This window comes from Kitasatospora sp. NPDC058492 (assembly GCF_042720685.1).
Classification (GTDB): Bacteria; Actinomycetota; Actinomycetes; order Streptomycetales; family Streptomycetaceae; genus Kitasatospora.
Genome location: NZ_JBHXMU010000004.1, coordinates 129,680 through 145,554 on the forward strand (window position 1 = coordinate 129,680; position 15,875 = coordinate 145,554).

General features: G+C 74.0%; 12 protein-coding genes. 7 read left to right on the forward strand and 5 right to left on the reverse strand.

Annotated features, from left to right (window positions below):
* Positions 1-127: 127 nt before the first annotated feature.
* Both ACFWPI_RS04390 and ACFWPI_RS04395 read left to right on the forward strand, forming a co-directional pair.
* Positions 128-934: a helical backbone metal receptor gene (locus ACFWPI_RS04390; RefSeq protein ID WP_380369008.1), complete on the forward strand. Its 807-nt coding sequence runs from the start codon at positions 128-130 to the stop codon at positions 932-934.
* A gap of 82 nt (positions 935-1,016) precedes the next feature.
* Positions 1,017-2,018 carry a transglycosylase SLT domain-containing protein gene (locus tag ACFWPI_RS04395; protein WP_380369005.1) on the forward strand — a complete coding sequence of 334 codons (1,002 nt, stop codon included), beginning with the start codon at positions 1,017-1,019 and terminating at the stop codon, positions 2,016-2,018.
* Between the two features lie 89 nt (positions 2,019-2,107).
* Here the strand turns inward: ACFWPI_RS04395 and ACFWPI_RS04400 are convergent, their stop codons facing one another.
* The 3 genes from ACFWPI_RS04400 to ACFWPI_RS04410 form a co-directional block, all read right to left on the reverse strand.
* Positions 2,108-4,273, reverse strand: coding sequence for a hypothetical protein (locus ACFWPI_RS04400; protein WP_380369002.1), 2,166 nt, complete (start codon positions 4,271-4,273; stop codon positions 2,108-2,110).
* Positions 4,274-4,478: 205 nt separating this feature from the next.
* The gene (locus ACFWPI_RS04405) at positions 4,479-6,068 is read right to left on the reverse strand and encodes a lipase maturation factor family protein (protein ID WP_380369126.1); all 1,590 of its coding nucleotides are present in this window, start codon (positions 6,066-6,068) and stop codon (positions 4,479-4,481) included.
* A gap of 227 nt (positions 6,069-6,295) precedes the next feature.
* On the reverse strand, positions 6,296-7,369 hold the full coding sequence (locus tag ACFWPI_RS04410; protein ID WP_380336013.1) for a GAF domain-containing protein: 1,074 nt from the start codon (positions 7,367-7,369) through the stop codon (positions 6,296-6,298).
* 426 nt (positions 7,370-7,795) lie between these two features.
* Between ACFWPI_RS04410 and ACFWPI_RS04415 the strand changes: the two genes are divergently transcribed.
* From ACFWPI_RS04415 to ACFWPI_RS04435, 5 genes are all read left to right on the forward strand, one after another.
* Entirely contained in the window at positions 7,796-9,064 is a 1,269-nt protein-coding gene (locus ACFWPI_RS04415) for an acyl-CoA dehydrogenase family protein (protein ID WP_380369123.1), read from the forward strand.
* A gap of 476 nt (positions 9,065-9,540) precedes the next feature.
* The gene (locus tag ACFWPI_RS04420; RefSeq protein ID WP_380368998.1) at positions 9,541-11,697 is read left to right on the forward strand and encodes a sensor histidine kinase; all 2,157 of its coding nucleotides are present in this window, start codon (positions 9,541-9,543) and stop codon (positions 11,695-11,697) included.
* A complete protein-coding gene (locus ACFWPI_RS04425) occupies positions 11,694-12,125 on the forward strand; it encodes a roadblock/LC7 domain-containing protein (RefSeq protein WP_350874986.1) in 432 nt (143 codons plus the stop codon). The genes ACFWPI_RS04420 and ACFWPI_RS04425 overlap by 4 nt, the downstream gene beginning before the upstream one ends.
* On the forward strand, positions 12,122-12,502 hold the full coding sequence (locus tag ACFWPI_RS04430) for a DUF742 domain-containing protein (protein WP_063349858.1): 381 nt from the start codon (positions 12,122-12,124) through the stop codon (positions 12,500-12,502). Before ACFWPI_RS04425 ends, ACFWPI_RS04430 begins: the two co-directional genes overlap by 4 nt.
* 53 nt (positions 12,503-12,555) lie before the next feature.
* Positions 12,556-13,131 (forward strand): ATP/GTP-binding protein, encoded by a 576-nt coding sequence (locus ACFWPI_RS04435; protein WP_063349857.1) that lies wholly within the window; start codon positions 12,556-12,558, stop codon positions 13,129-13,131.
* 143 nt (positions 13,132-13,274) lie between these two features.
* Here the strand turns inward: ACFWPI_RS04435 and ACFWPI_RS04440 are convergent, their stop codons facing one another.
* Together ACFWPI_RS04440 and ACFWPI_RS04445 are read right to left on the reverse strand one after the other, a co-directional pair.
* Positions 13,275-13,754 (reverse strand): MarR family winged helix-turn-helix transcriptional regulator, encoded by a 480-nt coding sequence (locus tag ACFWPI_RS04440; protein ID WP_380368993.1) that lies wholly within the window; start codon positions 13,752-13,754, stop codon positions 13,275-13,277.
* 100 nt (positions 13,755-13,854) lie between these two features.
* Positions 13,855-15,873 (reverse strand): hypothetical protein, encoded by a 2,019-nt coding sequence (locus ACFWPI_RS04445; protein ID WP_380424574.1) that lies wholly within the window; start codon positions 15,871-15,873, stop codon positions 13,855-13,857.
* Between the last annotated feature and the right edge of the window lie 2 nt (positions 15,874-15,875).

Sequence of the window (15,875 nt, forward strand, 5' to 3'; positions counted from 1 at the left end):
ATCCGCCACCCGTTCGCCGCCCGACCATCGCCCGTCCGATGCCCGTGCCGCCCGTTCGCCGCCCGACCATCGCCCGTCCGCCGTCCGTCGGCCGCCCGTCCGCGGACCCCCGGCGTAGGGTGGCCGGATGGCCGATCCCACCGTCCTGCGGGACGACCTCGACCTGCCCGTCCGGTTCGGCCCGCGCCCGCCGCGCCGGGTGGTGTCGCTGGTGCCGTCGCTGACCGAGGCGGTCGCCGCCACCGCCCCCGGGCTGCTGGTCGGCGCCACCGACTGGTGCAGCCATCCGGCCGACCTGGCGGTCACCAGGATCGGCGGCACCAAGAACCCGGACGTGCCCGGCATCCTCGCCCTCGCCCCGGACCTCGTCCTCGCCAACGACGAGGAGAACCGGCGCCCCGACCTGGACGCGCTGCGGGCGGCCGGCCTGCCGGTCTGGGTCACCGACATCCGCACCCTGGACGACGCGTTCCGCTCGCTCGACCGGCTGCTCACCGCCGCCTGCGCGCTCCCGCGCCCGGACTGGCTGGACCAGGCCGAGGCAGCGTGGGCCCCGGTCCGGCGCCCGCCGGACGGCCCGCGGGCGATCGTTCCGGTCTGGCGCCGCCCGTGGATGGTCCTGGGCCGCGACACCTTCGCCGGGGACCTGCTGCGCCGCCTCGGCCTCCGGCTCGTCCACGCCGGACACGCCGAGCGCTACCCGGCCGTTCCGCTGCCCGAACTGCTCGCCTTCCGACCCGAGTTGGTGGTCCTCCCGGACGAGCCGTACCGCTTCACGGCACAGGACGGCCCCGAGGCGTTCCCCGGCGTCCCGGCGGCGCTGGTCAGCGGACGCCACCTGACCTGGTACGGACCGTCCCTGGTGACGGCGCCGACGGTCCTCGCGCACGCGTTGGACCACCCGTTCACAGGGGGCATGAACATCACATCGTAGGATGACCGCCACTCACCGGGACCGCCGGTGACGAGTGGGGGGAACCACAGTGGCAGTGAGCGCATCCCGGAGAGCACTGGTCATGGTGTCGGCCGCAGCGGTCTCGACGGCCGTCCTGGCCGGCTGCGGCACCAAACACGCCGACAACCACCAGAACAGCGCGCCGGACACCACCGCGGTCGCCGCCACCGGGACGCCGACCGAGACACCGAGCGCGAGCCCGTCCGCGACCGCCACCCCTACGCCGACCGCCTCCCCGACGGCCAGCGCCTCCCACAGCCCGAACCCGTCCGCGAGCAAGTCCAGCAAGACCGCCCCGACCACCCCGGCCCCGACCGCCGCCAGCACCAAGCCCGGCGCCCCAAGCAGCCCGCCCGCCGCGCCCGCCACGCCGCCCCCGGTCGCCAAGCCCGCCGTCGTGGCCCCCGTGCCGGTCGCCAAGCCCGGACCGGTCGCTCCCCCGCCGCCGCCCGCGCCGCCGACCCCGCACGTCCCGCCGCTGCAGAGCAGCTGCCAGCCCAGCAAGCCCCAGCCCGACGAGCCCAAGGAGGCCGTCGGCGCGGCCCTCGCCACCGCCGCCGGCCAGGCCCGCACGCTCAACCTCAGCAGCGGCGGCACCGACAAGCTCCCGCCGCTGCCCGTCAACCTGGTCAAGGCGATCGCCTGGCAGGAGAGCGGCTGGCAGTCAGGCATCCTCGCCTGCGACGGCGGGATCGGCACCATGCAGATCATGCCGAACACGATCAGCTGGATGAACAGCAAGTTCGGCACCAACTCCGACGCGAAGACCCTCCCCGGGAACGTCCAGCTCGGCACCCAGCTGCTCGACTGGCTGGTCGCCTACTACGGCGACTCCTCCTTCGACGGCAAGTACGACCTCTCCCCCGACCCGGCCACCGGCAAGACGCCGCTGCTCGACCTCGTCATCTCCGCGTACAACGCCGGGGCGGGCAACGTGCACTACAACACCGTCACCGACCCGGCCACCGGCCAGGTCGTCGGCAACCTGGTCATCCCCAACCCGGGGTACGTGGCCAACGTCAAGGCGCTGATGACCGGCCAGCCGTGGACCAAGACGGGCTGACAAGCCCCCCGAACCCGCGCGGGACAGCGGAAGGGCCCGGAACGCGATCCCGCGTCCCGGGCCCTTCACCGATGTTCCCCGCTCGTACGTCAGCCCCGCGCGGCGGTGACGGCGGCGCCCAGCGCCTCCTTGATCCGCGGCCCGAGGCGGGCGAAGCCCAGCTCCTTCATCGCCGCCCGCAGCAGTTCCTCCTCCGTACGCTCCACACCGTCACCGTCCACCCACCGGACGACGGCGAGCAGCTCGTCGGCCGAGTAGGCGGTCACGGGCCGGCCGGGCGTGAAGTCCGGCTTCTCGGGCCGACCGGCGGCGACGGGCGCGGACTCGACGGCGGGCGCGGACTCGACGACCTCGACCTCGACGACCTCGACAACCTCGGCCACGGCCACCGGCTCCGCAACAACGGCGGGCGCCTCCTCGACGGCCTCGACCTCAGCCACCGGCTCCACGACGACGACGGCGGGCTCAACAACCGGCTCGGCCTCGACCACCGGCTGCACGTCCTCAATGGCCTCGGTCGCTTCGACCGACTCCACGACGACAGCGGCAGGCGCCTCCTCGACGACCTCAACCTCAGCCACCGGCTCGTCCGCCTCTGCCACGGGAGCCTCGACCTCAGCGACCTCAGCGACCTCAGCGACCGTCTCAGGCTCCGCAGCCGGCTCCACCTCAGCCACCGGCTCCACGACGACGGCGGCAGGCGCCTCCTCGATGGCCTCGACCTCAGCCACCGGCTGCACGTCCTCAATGGCCTCGGTCACTTCAACCGACTCCAGGACGACAGCGGCGGGCTCAGCGATCGGCTCGACCTCAGCCGCCGGCTCGTCCGCCTCTGCCACGGGAGCCACGACCGCGTCGGCCTCGGCGACCGTCTCGGGCTCCGCAGCCTCCTCGGTCGTCTCCGGCTCGACGACGGGCGCGTCCTCCAGGACCGGCGCCTCCTCCGCAAGCTCGACCTCGGCCTTGGCTTCGACAGCGGCTTCGACCTCGACCTCGACAGCGGAAACCTCGACGACGGCCTCGGGCTCCGTGGTTTCCGCGGCCTCCGCCAGAGCGGCGGTCGCGGCGGCCACCAGGTCATCGGCGGCCGGGGACGGCGCCGGGAGGGAGACCACGACAGCGGACGGGGCTTCCTCCGTCGCCTCTTCCTCGGCTGCCTCGGCCGTCTTGACCACGGCCGCAGCCTCAGCGTCGCCCGAGTCTGCTTCCGCGTCCGCGTCCGCGTCCGCGTCGGTCACCGTCTCCTCGACCGACGCCGGAGCCGGAGCCGAGGCCTCGACGGCGCTGCCCTCCCCCGCGAGCCCGTCGCGCTGGCCGCCGGCCAGGGCCTGGCGGGCGGCGAACGCGGCTTCGGCGGCGCGGCGGTCGGCCCGGGCGGCGGCGAGTTCGGTGAGCAGGTCGCCGAGGCCGGCCTCCTCAAGGGTGGTGCGCAGCCCGCGGATGGTGGGCAGGCGGTAGAGCGTGCCCTCGTCGGCGGCGAGCCGCTCGACGAGGTCGACGAGCTCGGCGAAGGCCAGCCCGTCGAGGTCGTGGTCGGGGAGCATCCGGGCGAGGCCGCGCAGTCCGGTGTTGATCGCCTCGAAGGCCTGGGCGGTGCGCTCGACCAGGGCGCCGTCGGCGGGGACGACCGGCAGGGTGCCGGCGGGGGCGAGGGCGGCCCAGGCGCGGCGCTCGACCTCGGCGGAGGCGAGTGCCTCGTGCAGGTCTTCGCGGCGGATGCGGCGGTCGGTGGCGAGGGCCGTGGCCTGCTTGCGCAGGGAGCGGGCGCGCAGCCAGGAGAGCTTGACGCCGTTCTCGCGGCGCCAGGTGCCGTCGGCGGTGGCGGCGGCGAGGGCGCCGAGGTCGGCGTCGTAGGCGGCGGTGGTGAGGGTGGCGGAGGTGCGGTGGACGCGCTGGAGCATCTCGACGAGGAGTGCGGCCTTGGCGACGGTGTCGGGTTCGTCGAGCCTGGCGTCGGCGGCGAGGACGGTGACGGCGTCCCAGGTCTGGCGGAGGTCGCGGCCGCGCAGTTCGGCGAGGGCGGTGGAGGCGGCCCGGGCGTCCTCGGGGGTGGCGACGGTGTCGACGGCCGCGTACCAGGCGTGGGTGTCGGCGGTGAGGGTGAAGGCCCCGAGTTCGGCGTAGCGGCCGAGGTCCTCGCGGAGGTCGGTCTCCGCCGTGGTGGCCTTGGCGTCCTGGGGGTCCTTGACGTCTGCGGCGTCGGCGACGTCCGCCGGGTCGGCTGCGTCGGCGTTGCGCGAGTGAAGCACTGTCATGTGAGGTCCGGTTCTGGGCGACGACGGCGGGGCTGGCGGCGAGGGGGCGGCGGACCGGTTGCGCGGGGTGCCCCGGGGGCGGGGCTGGGGGGCGCGCGGGCGGGCCGCCGGTTGTGGACGCCCAGAATACGGGTGCCCGTTCGAGCCTTGCACGCACCCACCGCCCGACGGGCGGGTGTCGTGTGCCATACCCCCCGCCTGGCCGCTACCCGGGAGGGCCGCACGGGTGGTGGGGCGTTGGGCCGGATGGGTACTGGGGCCCACGGCCGTCGGGCCGGGCGGGCGGGCTCTCCGGGCGGGCCCCGGGCCGCCGCGGCCGGTCCAGCGGGACGGTGCGGAGCCGTCGGCCGAGGGGTGGGCGGTATCCGGCGCGGCCGAGGGTGGTGAGGTCGACCGGCGCGAGGTACTCGTGGAGCGCGGTGCGGTGCCACCATGCGCCGGTTTCCCGCAGTTCGCGCCAACTGGTGAACCGGTAGAGGTAGAGGGTCGCCCGGACGTGGGTCGGCGGGGTGCCGGGAAAGGGGTTGTGGCGCAGCAGGCGAAGGGTCGCGGGGTCGCCGGCGAGCAGGCGGGCGATGAAGGGCAGGAACCAGGGGCGGGCGTAGGCGGGTGAGATGCCGGCGAACCACATCAGCCAGTCGAGCCGCAGGTGGTAGGGGGCGTACTGGCGCGGGAGACGGCGCACGTCGCCGGGTTTGCCCTTGAAGCCGTACTCGTGCCAGACGGTGTGCGGGGTGAGGGTCGGTTCGTCGGTGCCTTCGACGACGACTTCCTGGCGGATGCGGCTGATGCTGCCGAAGGCGCCGTAGGTGTTGACGAGGTGCAGCCGGTTGAAGGAGCGGTTCATGGCCTGGCGGCGGGAGACGAGGTTGCGGACCGGCCAGTAGCTCAGGACGGCGACGGCCGCGGTCAGGGCGATCACCAGCGCCTCGAACCAGACGGGCGTGGCGGGGTGGACGCGGGCGTGGACGGGCAGTCCGACGCGGGCCGGGTCGACGGCGGCGAGGGCGAGCGTGATGGTGAGCCAGTTGAGCCAGGCGAAGTTGCCCGAGGCGATCAGCCACAGCTGGGTGGCGACGACGGTGCAGGCGGCGTAGCTCGCGACCGGCTGCGGGAGGAGGAGGCCGACGGGGACGACGAGTTGGACGAAGTGGTTGGCGGCGACCTCGACGCGGTGCAGCGGGTCGGGCAGGTGGTGGAAGAACCAGCTGAGCGGTCCGGGCATGGGCTGGGTCTCGTGGTGGTAGCGCAGGCAGGTGAGGTCGCGCCAGCAGCGGTCGCCGCGCAGTTTGATCAGTCCGGCGCCGAACTCGACCCGGAAGGCCAGCCAGCGCATCAGCCAGAGCACCAGGGTGGGCGGGGCGGTGTCGGCGTTGCCGAGGAAGGCGGCGAGGAAGCCCGCTTCGAGCAGCAGCGACTCCCAGCCGAAGGAGTACCAGGTCTGTCCGACGTTGACGATCGAGAGGTAGAGCCCCCAGAGCACCGCCCACAGCAGGACGGACGCCCAGAGCGGGACGGCGTCACCGAGTCCGGCGGTCACGGCGGCGGCGAGCGCGGCGCCGCTCCAGGCGACGGCGGCGAAGAAGCGGTCGCTGTAGTGGAGGTGGAACAGTCCGGGCGAGTGGCGGAACGGGACCCGGGCGGTGAAGCGGGGCACCGGCAGCATGCCGTCGCTGCCGATGAGGGCGCGGAACTGTGCGGCGGCGGCGAGGAATCCGATCAGGTAGAGGCCTGCGAGCAGGCGTTGGACGAGCAGTCGGCTCAACCAGTAGTCGGGGGCGGCGAACCAGTCCATGCGGCCCATGCCTACCATCGGCGGCCGCCGGGCGGGACGCGGCCGGGGCGCGGGCGGGGACGGTTCACCCGCTCGGGCCCGCCCCCGGACGGCACCGTGGCGGGGAGCCTCTCCTCGGGGGTGAGAGGCGCCCCGCCACGGTGGTGGGTGGTGCGCGGTGGTACGGATCGACGAGCAGTGGTGCGGAGGGGGACGGCGACGCCGCACGCGGACGGCGGGTCGGCGGCTCAGCTCGGCAGGACGAGACCGGACTCCCCGGCGATGCCCGGGCGGCCGACGGGGGTGGCACCGTTCTGTTGGAGCCGGTCGACCAGCAGGGCGGCCAGCGTGCCGAGTTCCTCCTCCGTGCGGGACTGCGCGGTGACGTCCATGCCGACGGTGAGGACACCGTTGACCTGGCCGGTGCGCGCGGCCCGCAGCGGGGTGCAGGTGAAACTGAAGATCTGCTGGCCGCGCTGGACGTCGGGGCGGCCTGACTGGATCCGGACGTCGTTGAGGACGGTGCTGCGCCCGGTGTGGTAGGCCTCGACGATGACCTGCTGGAGGCCGGCGGCGCCGAGCTGCGGGTAGGCCAGGCCGATCGCGCCGTACGCCACCGGGGCGCCGAAGGTGTCGGCGTGCTGGGCGTTGGCGTAGCGGATCTCCTGACCGGGGCCGTCGGTCAGCATGATGGGGAACGGGGAGCCGTCGAAGGCGGCGAACATCTCCTGCTGCTGGGCGAGCAGGTTGTCGCGCAGCCGGATCTCGGAGAGCAGTGCCTCGGCGAGGTGCTGGATGTCGCGCAGCCGCTCGCGCCCCCACTGCCGGGGTTCCCGGTCGAGGACGCAGACGGTGCCGATGACGGTGTTGGTGTCGTCGACGAGCGGGGCGCCGAGGTAGGCGCGCACGCCCAGTTCGTCGACGACCGGGTTTCCGGAGAACCGGGGGTAGGCGAGGATGTCGTCGAGCGCGAGGGGGGACCGCTGGGCGACGACATGCGGGCAGAAGCCGTGACTCAGCGGCATCTGACGGGTGGGAAGGTCGAAGGCGATGCCCCGATCGGCCCAGGAAGCGCCTTCATCGACCGCGACGTCGTTCGAGTTTGGCGGAATGTAGAGCCCCCGGAACATCTGGCGCTCGTCGTTGATGAAGTTGACCATCGCGATGGGAGCGCGGGTGATGCTGGCGGCCAGGTGGGCGAAGCGGTCGAAGGCCTCGTCCGCGGACGGTTCGTTGAGACCAAGGCTGCGCAGCCTGCGGGTCCGCTCGGACTCCCCGGCGGCACCCGGGAACTGGCCTTGAGTGCTCATCACATCAGTCATGGCGCACATGTAATCAGACATCCGGGCGGTTCGGTGCTCCCGGTCCGGCTCATCACCGTTGCTGATGGACAGTCAAAGCCGCATGTGAGCGGCCGCTCAGCAGGTTGCCACGGCGGGGCAAGATCACTTCCCACTCAGAGCCATGGCAAAACTCCTCAGCGTAAGGACGGGCCGATTTCCGCCAATCCAAGATCGACTCTGGGTCAGCACAGGAGGCCCATACGACAATGAGCCCTGCCGAAGACACGGGCGGCATTCCCAACCCCGGGGAGGACGCCCCGAGTTCCGCATGCACCGATTGCAAAGGGGCAGTCGGCCGCCACCACCTCGAACCCCCACTCATTCCCGGGGAGCGGCTGGAGCGACTTCGACAGCACGGACGGAGGCACGGCACATCCACTGACAAGAGAGGACCCCAGCATGGCGATGGACTACTTCACCGACGAGCGCCACGAGAGTCTCCGAGCGGAGGTCCGGGAGTTCGCGGAGAAGGAGGTACGCCCGCACGTGGCCCGAATGGAGGCCGAACGGACCGTCGAGTTCGAACTGTCGCGGGAGATCGCCCGGCGGGGCTGGATCGGGGTGACCATTCCGCGCGAATTCGGCGGACTGGGACTGGGGCACCTCGCCAAGACCATCATCGTGGAGGAACTCGCCCGGATCAGCGGCGCCATGGGTGCGATGGCGCAGGCCTCACAGCTCGGAGTCGCCAAGGTCATCCACTTCGGCTCGGACGCCCAACGGCGCAAGTGGCTGCCGAGGTTCGCCTCCGGCGAGTCGCTGCCGACCATCGCCGTCACGGAACCGGAGTGCGGCGGCCACGTGCTCGGCATGTCCGGCACCGCCCGCCGCGAGGGCGACCAGTACGTGCTCAACGGCCGCAAGTGGTTCGTCGGCAACTCCCACATCGGCGACGTGCACGGCGTGGTCTTCCGCACCGGCGAGGGCAGCAGGGGCCTGTCCGCGTTCCTGGTCGAGAGCGAGCGCCCCGGCTTCCGCGTCGGCGAACTCGGCTCGCAGAGCGGCCTGCACGGCTTCAGCTTCGGCGAGATCGTCTTCGAGGACTGCCGCATCCCCGTCGGCAACCGGCTGGGCCTGGAGGGCCAGGGCCTGGACGTCGCCTACTCCTCCTCCACCCTCTACGGCCGGCTCAACCTCGCCGCCGTCGCGCTCGGGATCCACACCGCGATCGTCCAGGACACCGCGCGCTTCGCCGAGGAGCGGGTGCTCTACGGCAAGCCGATCAACCGACTGCCCAACATCGCGCTGAAGCTCGGCGAGATGCAGTCCAGGCTGATGACGGCCAAGTTGGCCGCCTACCACGCCTCGCACCTGCTCGACCACGGCAAGGCCTGCGACGCCGAGCTGATGAACGCCAAACTCATCAACACCGAGTACGCGCTGGACTCCGCGCGCAACGCCATGGAGATCCACGCCGCCCGGGGCCTGCAAGCCGAGTTCAGCATCGAGCGCTACCTGCGCGACGCCACCCACGTCTACCCGCCGGCCGGGACCTCGGACGTCCAGCGGCTGCGGCTCGGGCAGGTCGCCTCCGGCACCTACGGCAAGCAGTGGTCGGCGGAGCTGTCCGACCTGGCGAGCTGGGCGTGGAGCGAACTGTCCCAGCGGGAGGCCGCGGTGGAGCTGCAGGCCATCGGGGGCGGGCAGGTGGTACCGATACCGCTGGCGGGCTGAATCGGTACTGCGCGCCCTCGGGGCCGGACGCCCTCGGAGCCGGGCACCCTCGGGGCCGGGCACCCTCGGGGCCGGGCACCCGAACCGAGAGGGCGGACGTTCGGCACGGCGGCGACTTGACCTGTTCCTGACGACTCTCCGGGAGGTTCTCCCGGCCCCCGGAGAGCCGTCCGCGCGCCGTCCACGTGCCACCCGCGACCGACGTGAGCTGCGACTTTCCGCCGGCGGACACTCCCCCCGGACTCCTCCACCATCGTCACCACCCGTCCACAGATCGTCAGTTGATGTTGCGATGAGGGCACCTGGGACTGATAGCGTTCCTGCCGTCGGCGGCCGTGCTGCACCCCCGCCCGGACGATGACACCGCGTCACCCCGTCCGGCCACCCCGGCCGTGGCGCCCTGAAGCCCCGGCCGGACCGCGTACAGGCCGGCCCGCCGTTCGGCCCAGCGACTCGGCCCTGCAACAAGGAATCAGATGCCAGGCATATCGGCCCCCCGCACGGCCCACCGCGCCGGCCGGTCCGGCTCGCTCCGCAGCTCGCTCCTCGCCCTCGTACTGGTGCCCAGCCTGGGCCTCGCCGCCGCCTGGGGCTACGCCGCCTACCTGCTGCGCGGCACCGAACACCGCACCGCCCTGATCGCCGGAAGCGCCGTCGTCGCCCTGGTCCTGCTGATCAGCCTGGCCCACGGCATCCGGACCGCGCGGGCCCTGTCCGCCCGCCTCGGCGCACTGCGCACCGACACCCTCTCGCTCGCCCAGGACGAGATCCCCGAGGTCGTCGGACGGCTGCGCGCCGGGGAGCCCGTGCCCACACCGCCCGCCTGGTCACCGTCCCGCCGGACCGGCGACGAGGTCCAGCAGACCTCCGACGGCCTCGCCGCCGTCCGCCAGGCCGCCGTCGCCGCCATCATCCACCAGGCCCAGGGCCGCGAGGGGACGAAGAAGGTCTTCCTCAACATCGCCCGCCGCACCCAGATCCTGATCCACCGACAGATCAGCATGCTCGACGCCCTGGAGCGCGAGCACGAGGAACCCGAGCTGCTGCGCGAACTGTTCGCGGTCGACCACCTCGCCACCCGGATGCGGCGCAACGCCGAGAACCTCGTCATCCTCGGTGGTGCCCTGCCCGCCCGGCGCTGGCGCAACGCCGTGCCCATGGTCAACGTGCTGCGCAGCGCCGTCTCCGAGACCGAGAACTACGCCCGCGTCGTCGTCCAGGGCGTGCCGCGCGCCTCACTCAGCGGACAGGCCGTCGCCGACGTCATCCACCTGATCGCCGAACTCATCGAGAACGGCACCACCTTCTCCCCGCCGTACACCCAGGTGCAGGTCTCCGCGCAGGAAGTCCCCAAGGGCCTGGCGGTCGAGGTCGAGGACCGCGGCCTCGGCATGGGCGAGGACGAGTACGAGCGGCTCAACGACTACCTGGCCAACCCGCCCGAGCTGGACGTCTCCGCCCTCGGCGACGACCTGCGCCTCGGCCTGTTCGTCGTCGCACGGCTGGCCGCCCGGCACGACATCCAGGTCACCCTGCGGCCCTCGCCCTACGGCGGCACCCGGGCCGTGGTGCTGGTGCCGTCGGTGCTGCTGGAGCAGGCCGACCAGCCGGCCGCCATGGCCGGACTGCCGTCCGGCGCGCGGGTCACCCGGACCCCTGTCCCCGAGCCCGTGCGGGCGGCGGGCGGCAACGACCCCGGCGGTCCGGACGGGGGGCTGACCGGCGCGCTCGCCGGAGTGCTCGGCGGGCTGATCGGCACCGGGCCGGGCGCTCCGACGCCCGGGGCCGAGCCGGGTGCGCCCGGCGGGCCCGGGGCTGGTGGTGTGGCCAGTGGCCTGGTGGTGCCTGGTGTTCCCGGGGGGCCTGGTGTTCCTGGTGCGGGTGGCAGCGGTGTGATCATCGGCGAACTGCTCGCCCAGTACCCCCTGGACGGCGGCCCGACCGAGGGAACCGCCCCCGGCCCGGCCAACGGCGGTCTGCCGGTCGGCGCCGAGATACCCGGTCTGCCCGGGGCCGTGGTCGTCCCCCGGCCCGTCTTCCCGCGCCCGTACGAGGTCCCGTCCGACATCCCGCCCGGTGGGCCGCCGGCCGACGGCCGTGCTGCGGACGTGCCGGCCGGAACCACGGCCGGAACCACGGCCGGGCCCACGACCGGGCCCTTCGACGGTGCCACCGCCGAGCCTCCTGCGCCCGCGCACGGACCCGCCCAGGAGGAGCACTCGGACCACGGCCCAAACGGCGAACTGCGCACCCCGCGGGTCCTGCCGCAGCGGGTCCGCAACGCCAGCCTCGCCGAGCAGCTCCGCGAGGCCCACGCTCCCGGCGCCATGCTGCCCCCCGTGGTCGGCCCGCCGCCCCCGGCCGGGCCCTGGCACGGAGCCACCGGAGCCGCCGGACAAACCGGGGCCACCGGAGGAACCCGGGCCGCCAGGGCCGACGAACCGTCGCCACAGCGCTCCCGCACCACCATGGCCGCCATCCAGCGCGGCACCCGGACCGCCCGCGCGGCCGACCCCGACGCGCCGACCACCCCCACCGCCCCCCAGGCGCCCGCCGCGCCCCACCTCCCGGCCGCACCTTCCGCCGCCTGGGAGGCCTCCGCCGTTCAGGAAGCCAAGGAACAGCAGCGATGACGCAGCACACCGACACCCAGCGCGACCTCAACTGGCTGCTGGACCAGCTGGTGGCGCGGGTACCCGAGACCCGGCACGCCATCGTCCTCTCCGAGGACGGCCTGCTGGTCGGCACGTCCCAGGGCCTCGACCGGGCCGACGCCGAACACCTCTCCGCCGTCGCCTCCGGTCTGCAGAGCCTCGCCCGCGGCGCCGGCCACCGCTTCAACGGCGGCCGGGTCCGGCAGACCGTGGTCGAGATGGACCAGCTGTTCCTGTTCGTCACCACCGCCGGGCAGGGCGCCCGGCTCGCCGTCCTCACCAGCGAGCAGGTGGACGCCGGGCTGATGGCCTACGAGATCAACATGCTGGTCAAGCAGGTCGGCCAGTACCTCACCGCGGCACCGCGCAGCGACGCAGGCCAGGCCGGCGCGGGTGGCGGTGCGTGACCGCCGACGCCGAGGAGGCCTGGTTCTACGACAAGGACGCAGGCCATCTGGTCCGCCCCTACGCGATCACCAACGGGCGCACCGGCCCGGTCCGTGACGGATTCGCGCTGATCACCCTGGTGGTCACCTCCGACCCGCGTACCGACACCAGCCGGCTCACGCCCGAACCGGCCGCGATCCTCGACCTGTGCCGCGAACGCCCGCTGGCCGTGGCCGAGATCGCGGCCACCCTCGACCTGCCCGTCAGCGTCGTCAAGGTGCTGCTCGACGACCTCGCCGAGGCCCGGCTGATCCTCACCCGCGCCCCGGTCCAGCTCGCCGAGGCGCCGGACATCTCGCTGATCCAGGCCGTGATCGAGGGCGTCCGCCGGCTCTGACCCGGCGGACCCGACCGCCCCGCACCTCTCAGTCCCACTCCAGGAGACCCGAATTGACGACCCAGAGCCTGGTGCCGGGCGCGGTCAAGATCCTCGTCGCCGGCGGCTTCGGCGTCGGCAAGACCACCATGGTCGGCTCGGTCAGCGAGATCGAACCGCTGCAGACCGAGGAGCGGATGACCCGCGCCAGCATCGGGGTCGACAGCCTCGACGGCGTCCAGGGCAAGTCCACCACCACCGTGGCGATGGACTTCGGGCGGATCACCGTCCGCGAGGACCTGGTGCTCTACCTGTTCGGCACACCCGGCCAGTTCCGGTTCTGGTTCATGTGGGACGACCTCGCGCTCGGCGCCCTCGGGGCGATCGTCCTCGCCGACACCCGGCGGCTCGAATCCAGCTTCGCCGCCGTGGACTTCTTCGAGCAGCGCGGCATCCCGTTCGCGATCGGCGTCAACTGCTTCCACGGCCGCCGCGACGCCAGCCCCGAGGACGTCCGGCGCGCCCTCGACCTCGGCCCCGAGGTCCCGATCGTGCTCTGCGACGTGCGGGAGCGGGCGTCCAGCAAGGAACTGCTGCTCGCCCTGCTCGACCAGGTGCACCGCAACGCCCTGTCCGCCGGGCGGCGTTGAGCGTCCGGGCCGTGCGGGGTCGCCGGGGGTGGCGCCGGACTTGATGTCGGGGTCGGGGTCGGGGTCGGGGTTCAGGCGTTGGCCGGGGTTCAGGCGTTGGCCGGGGTTCAGGCGTTGGCCGGGGTTCAGGCGTTGGCCGGGGTTCAGGCGTTGGCCGGGGGGCGGCCGGTGAGCCCGGCCGGGTCGTCGAGTCCGGAGAGGGCGTGGACCAGCGGCGCCAGCTCCGGCACCTCGGCGGCCTGCGCCAGGGTCGCCTCCAGGGTGGCGTCGTGCACCGGGCGGGCGGCCGTCAGCAGGGTGCGGCCCTCCGGCGTCAGCTCGGTGTAGATCCCGCGCCGGTCGTCGGCGCAGAGGTAGCGGCTGAGCAGCCCACGGTCCTCCAGCCTGGTCACCAGGCGGGTCGTCGCGCTGCTGCTCAGCGCCGCGGCGCGGGCCAGCTGCTGCATCCGCATGTGCCACCCGTCCTGCCGCGACAGGGCGTCCAGCACCGTGTACTCGACCACCGAGAGCCGGTGCTCCGCCTGCAACGCCTTCTCCAGCGCCGCGTCGATCAGCCCGTGCAGCGCGGCGAGAGTCCGCCAGCCACGGGCCCGGACCTCGGCCGCGTCGTCGCGGATACCCATCGCTCGCCTTCCCTTCCACTTCCCTGCACGTCTCGTGACGTCTTCCCTGGGACAAGTATGCCAGCCGGCGCGGATTAGCTGTCTGTGCAAATAGTTTTCCTTATACCTCCCCTCGATGCCGGTCCATGGCGAGCTCCCCGGCCCAGGCGGCGGCGCAGAGCGCGGCGGCCAGTTCCTCCGTGTAGGAGGCGGCCGCCAGCCAGGACCCGGCGAAGGCGTCGTGGTCGTCCGGGACAACCCGGCCGAACACGTCGCGGCGCCGGTCGGCCGCGGCAGCCCGCAGGGCGTCCAGGAGATCGGCGGCCGTCACCAGCCCGGCGGCGCGCAGCAGGCTCCCGTCGGCGGCCGCCGTGGCCGCGCTCGGGGCCAGGGCATGGCGCCCGGTGGTGACCGCCTGCTCGACCCGGCGGCCGAGCACGTGGACGGGCGGACCGTACGGGGCCTCGCTCGGGAGACCGACCGGAAAACCGGGCACGGCATCGGTGGGGGCGGCGGTCCGGAGGTTGGTGGTCTGAAGGTCGGCAGCCTGGAGGTCGGCGGTCTGGAGGCGTTCGAGGCCGAGATTGACCCGGTCGGCCCGGTCCGCGGGGACGGCGAGCGAGGGAAGGCCGGGGTCCTCGGGGGCCGTCGAGGGCTCCGGGGGTGTGCCGATCGCGAGCAGGCGAAGCTCCGGACGGTCCGATCGCTCCAGACGGCCGATCACCCGCAGCCGCAGGCCGGGCGCGGTGGCGAGCAGTGCGAGGTTCGCCCGGAAGGCCAGCCCCGGGTGCTCGTGCCCCGTGCACAGACCGACCACCAAGCCGCCGTCGACACCATCGGCACCGCCCTCGCAGCGCGCCAGCAGCCTCGGCACCCCGCCCGGGCCGACCGGAGCCGGGCCCAGCAGAGTCACGTCCAGGAACAGCAGGTCGCTCCCGGCCGGGCGGCCCTCGTACGGCAGCGACTCCGCCGCGAGCGCCCGCGCCACCTGGGCGGCCGCCGGTTCGGCCCAGAGCGCGGCCACCGGCTCCGCCGTCCACGCCGCGCCCGCCGCCCGGACCGCCCGGACGGAAGCACCCGCGCCCAGCCGCCCGGCGGCGGACCGGGTGGCGCCCTGGACGGCCAGCCCGGCACGGCTGAACTCCCGGTGGCTGAGCGGGGCCTCCCCCAGCCGGACCGTCCGGTTGCCCGCCCCGACCGCCTGCGGGGCGGCGGCCGCCGCGTCACCGTGCGGCATCACCTCGGCCACCGTGCTGAGCCGGCCCCCGGCGTCCACCGCCCAACTCACCACCCCCGCATGCGTGGCCGTCAGCACCGGCTCGGTGAACAGCCCGTACAGCCGCAAGCCGCCCTCCTCGCCGTACGCCTGGCGGGCGGTGCCGCGCAGCTCGGCGACCGGGCCGGAGCCGGTGCTCAGGGCGGTGGTGAGGTCCAGCAGCTCGCGCAGACCGGCCACCAGGTCCGCCAGCCGGTGCTCCGGCGCCCCGGACCGGGCCGCGCGCACCCTCGTCACCACCACGACCGCCGCAGCCGCCGGGCGGTACAACCCCGCCAGCCGCGCCCGGTGGGCCGCCCGCAGCAACTCGGCCTGCGCGACCGCCCCCGCGCCGCTCACCCCGGCGGCCAGCACGGCGCACCCGGCCCGGTGGAGGTGGCGGGCCGCCGCCACCTCCACCGGGGTGGGCCCGGCCTCGGGCTGCGCCTCCTGTGACTTCTGTGACTCCCGTGGCTCCCGTCGCTCCTGCGGCTCCTCCGAGGGCGCTGGGGCCGCCTCGGTCGGCGCGACCTCCTCGGGCTCCTCGGGCTCCTCGGGCTCCTCGGGCTCCTCCGCCAGATCGGCCAGCTCGGCCAACGGGCAGAGCATGACCGCAGCGGCCCGGTGCACGCAGGCCGGGGCCAGCAGGCAGCCGCAGCGGACGCCGGCCGCATCCGCGACCACCGCGCCCGGGGCGTGCAGCACGAGCGCCGTCTCCTCGTCCACCTCCACCCGCCACTCGTCACCGCAACGGGTCACCGGCCGCTCCGCCAGCTTCGCCGCCGCGCCGTCCAGCCGCTTCTGCAACCGGGCGCTCAACCCGGCCACCACCTCCGCGACCACCTCCGGCCGGACCGCCGGCCAGCCGCTCGTCCGCTCCGCCACGC

Excerpts from the sequence above, each read along its gene's own strand:
- ACFWPI_RS04400 (WP_380369002.1), bottom strand. The coding sequence starts at position 4,273 with ATGACAGTGCTTCACTCGCGCAACGCCGACGCAGCCGACCCGGCGGAC.
- ACFWPI_RS04415 (WP_380369123.1), top strand. The coding sequence starts at position 7,796 with ATGGACTACTTCACCGACGAGCGCCACGAGAGTCTCCGAGCGGAGGTC.
- ACFWPI_RS04405 (WP_380369126.1), bottom strand. The coding sequence starts at position 6,068 with ATGGACTGGTTCGCCGCCCCCGACTACTGGTTGAGCCGACTGCTCGTC.
- ACFWPI_RS04420 (WP_380368998.1), top strand. The coding sequence starts at position 9,541 with ATGCCAGGCATATCGGCCCCCCGCACGGCCCACCGCGCCGGCCGGTCC.
- ACFWPI_RS04440 (WP_380368993.1), bottom strand. The coding sequence starts at position 13,754 with ATGGGTATCCGCGACGACGCGGCCGAGGTCCGGGCCCGTGGCTGGCGG.
- ACFWPI_RS04390 (WP_380369008.1), top strand. The coding sequence starts at position 128 with ATGGCCGATCCCACCGTCCTGCGGGACGACCTCGACCTGCCCGTCCGG.
- ACFWPI_RS04395 (WP_380369005.1), top strand. The coding sequence starts at position 1,017 with ATGGTGTCGGCCGCAGCGGTCTCGACGGCCGTCCTGGCCGGCTGCGGC.
- ACFWPI_RS04410 (WP_380336013.1), bottom strand. The coding sequence starts at position 7,369 with ATGACTGATGTGATGAGCACTCAAGGCCAGTTCCCGGGTGCCGCCGGG.
- ACFWPI_RS04425 (WP_350874986.1), top strand. The coding sequence starts at position 11,694 with ATGACGCAGCACACCGACACCCAGCGCGACCTCAACTGGCTGCTGGAC.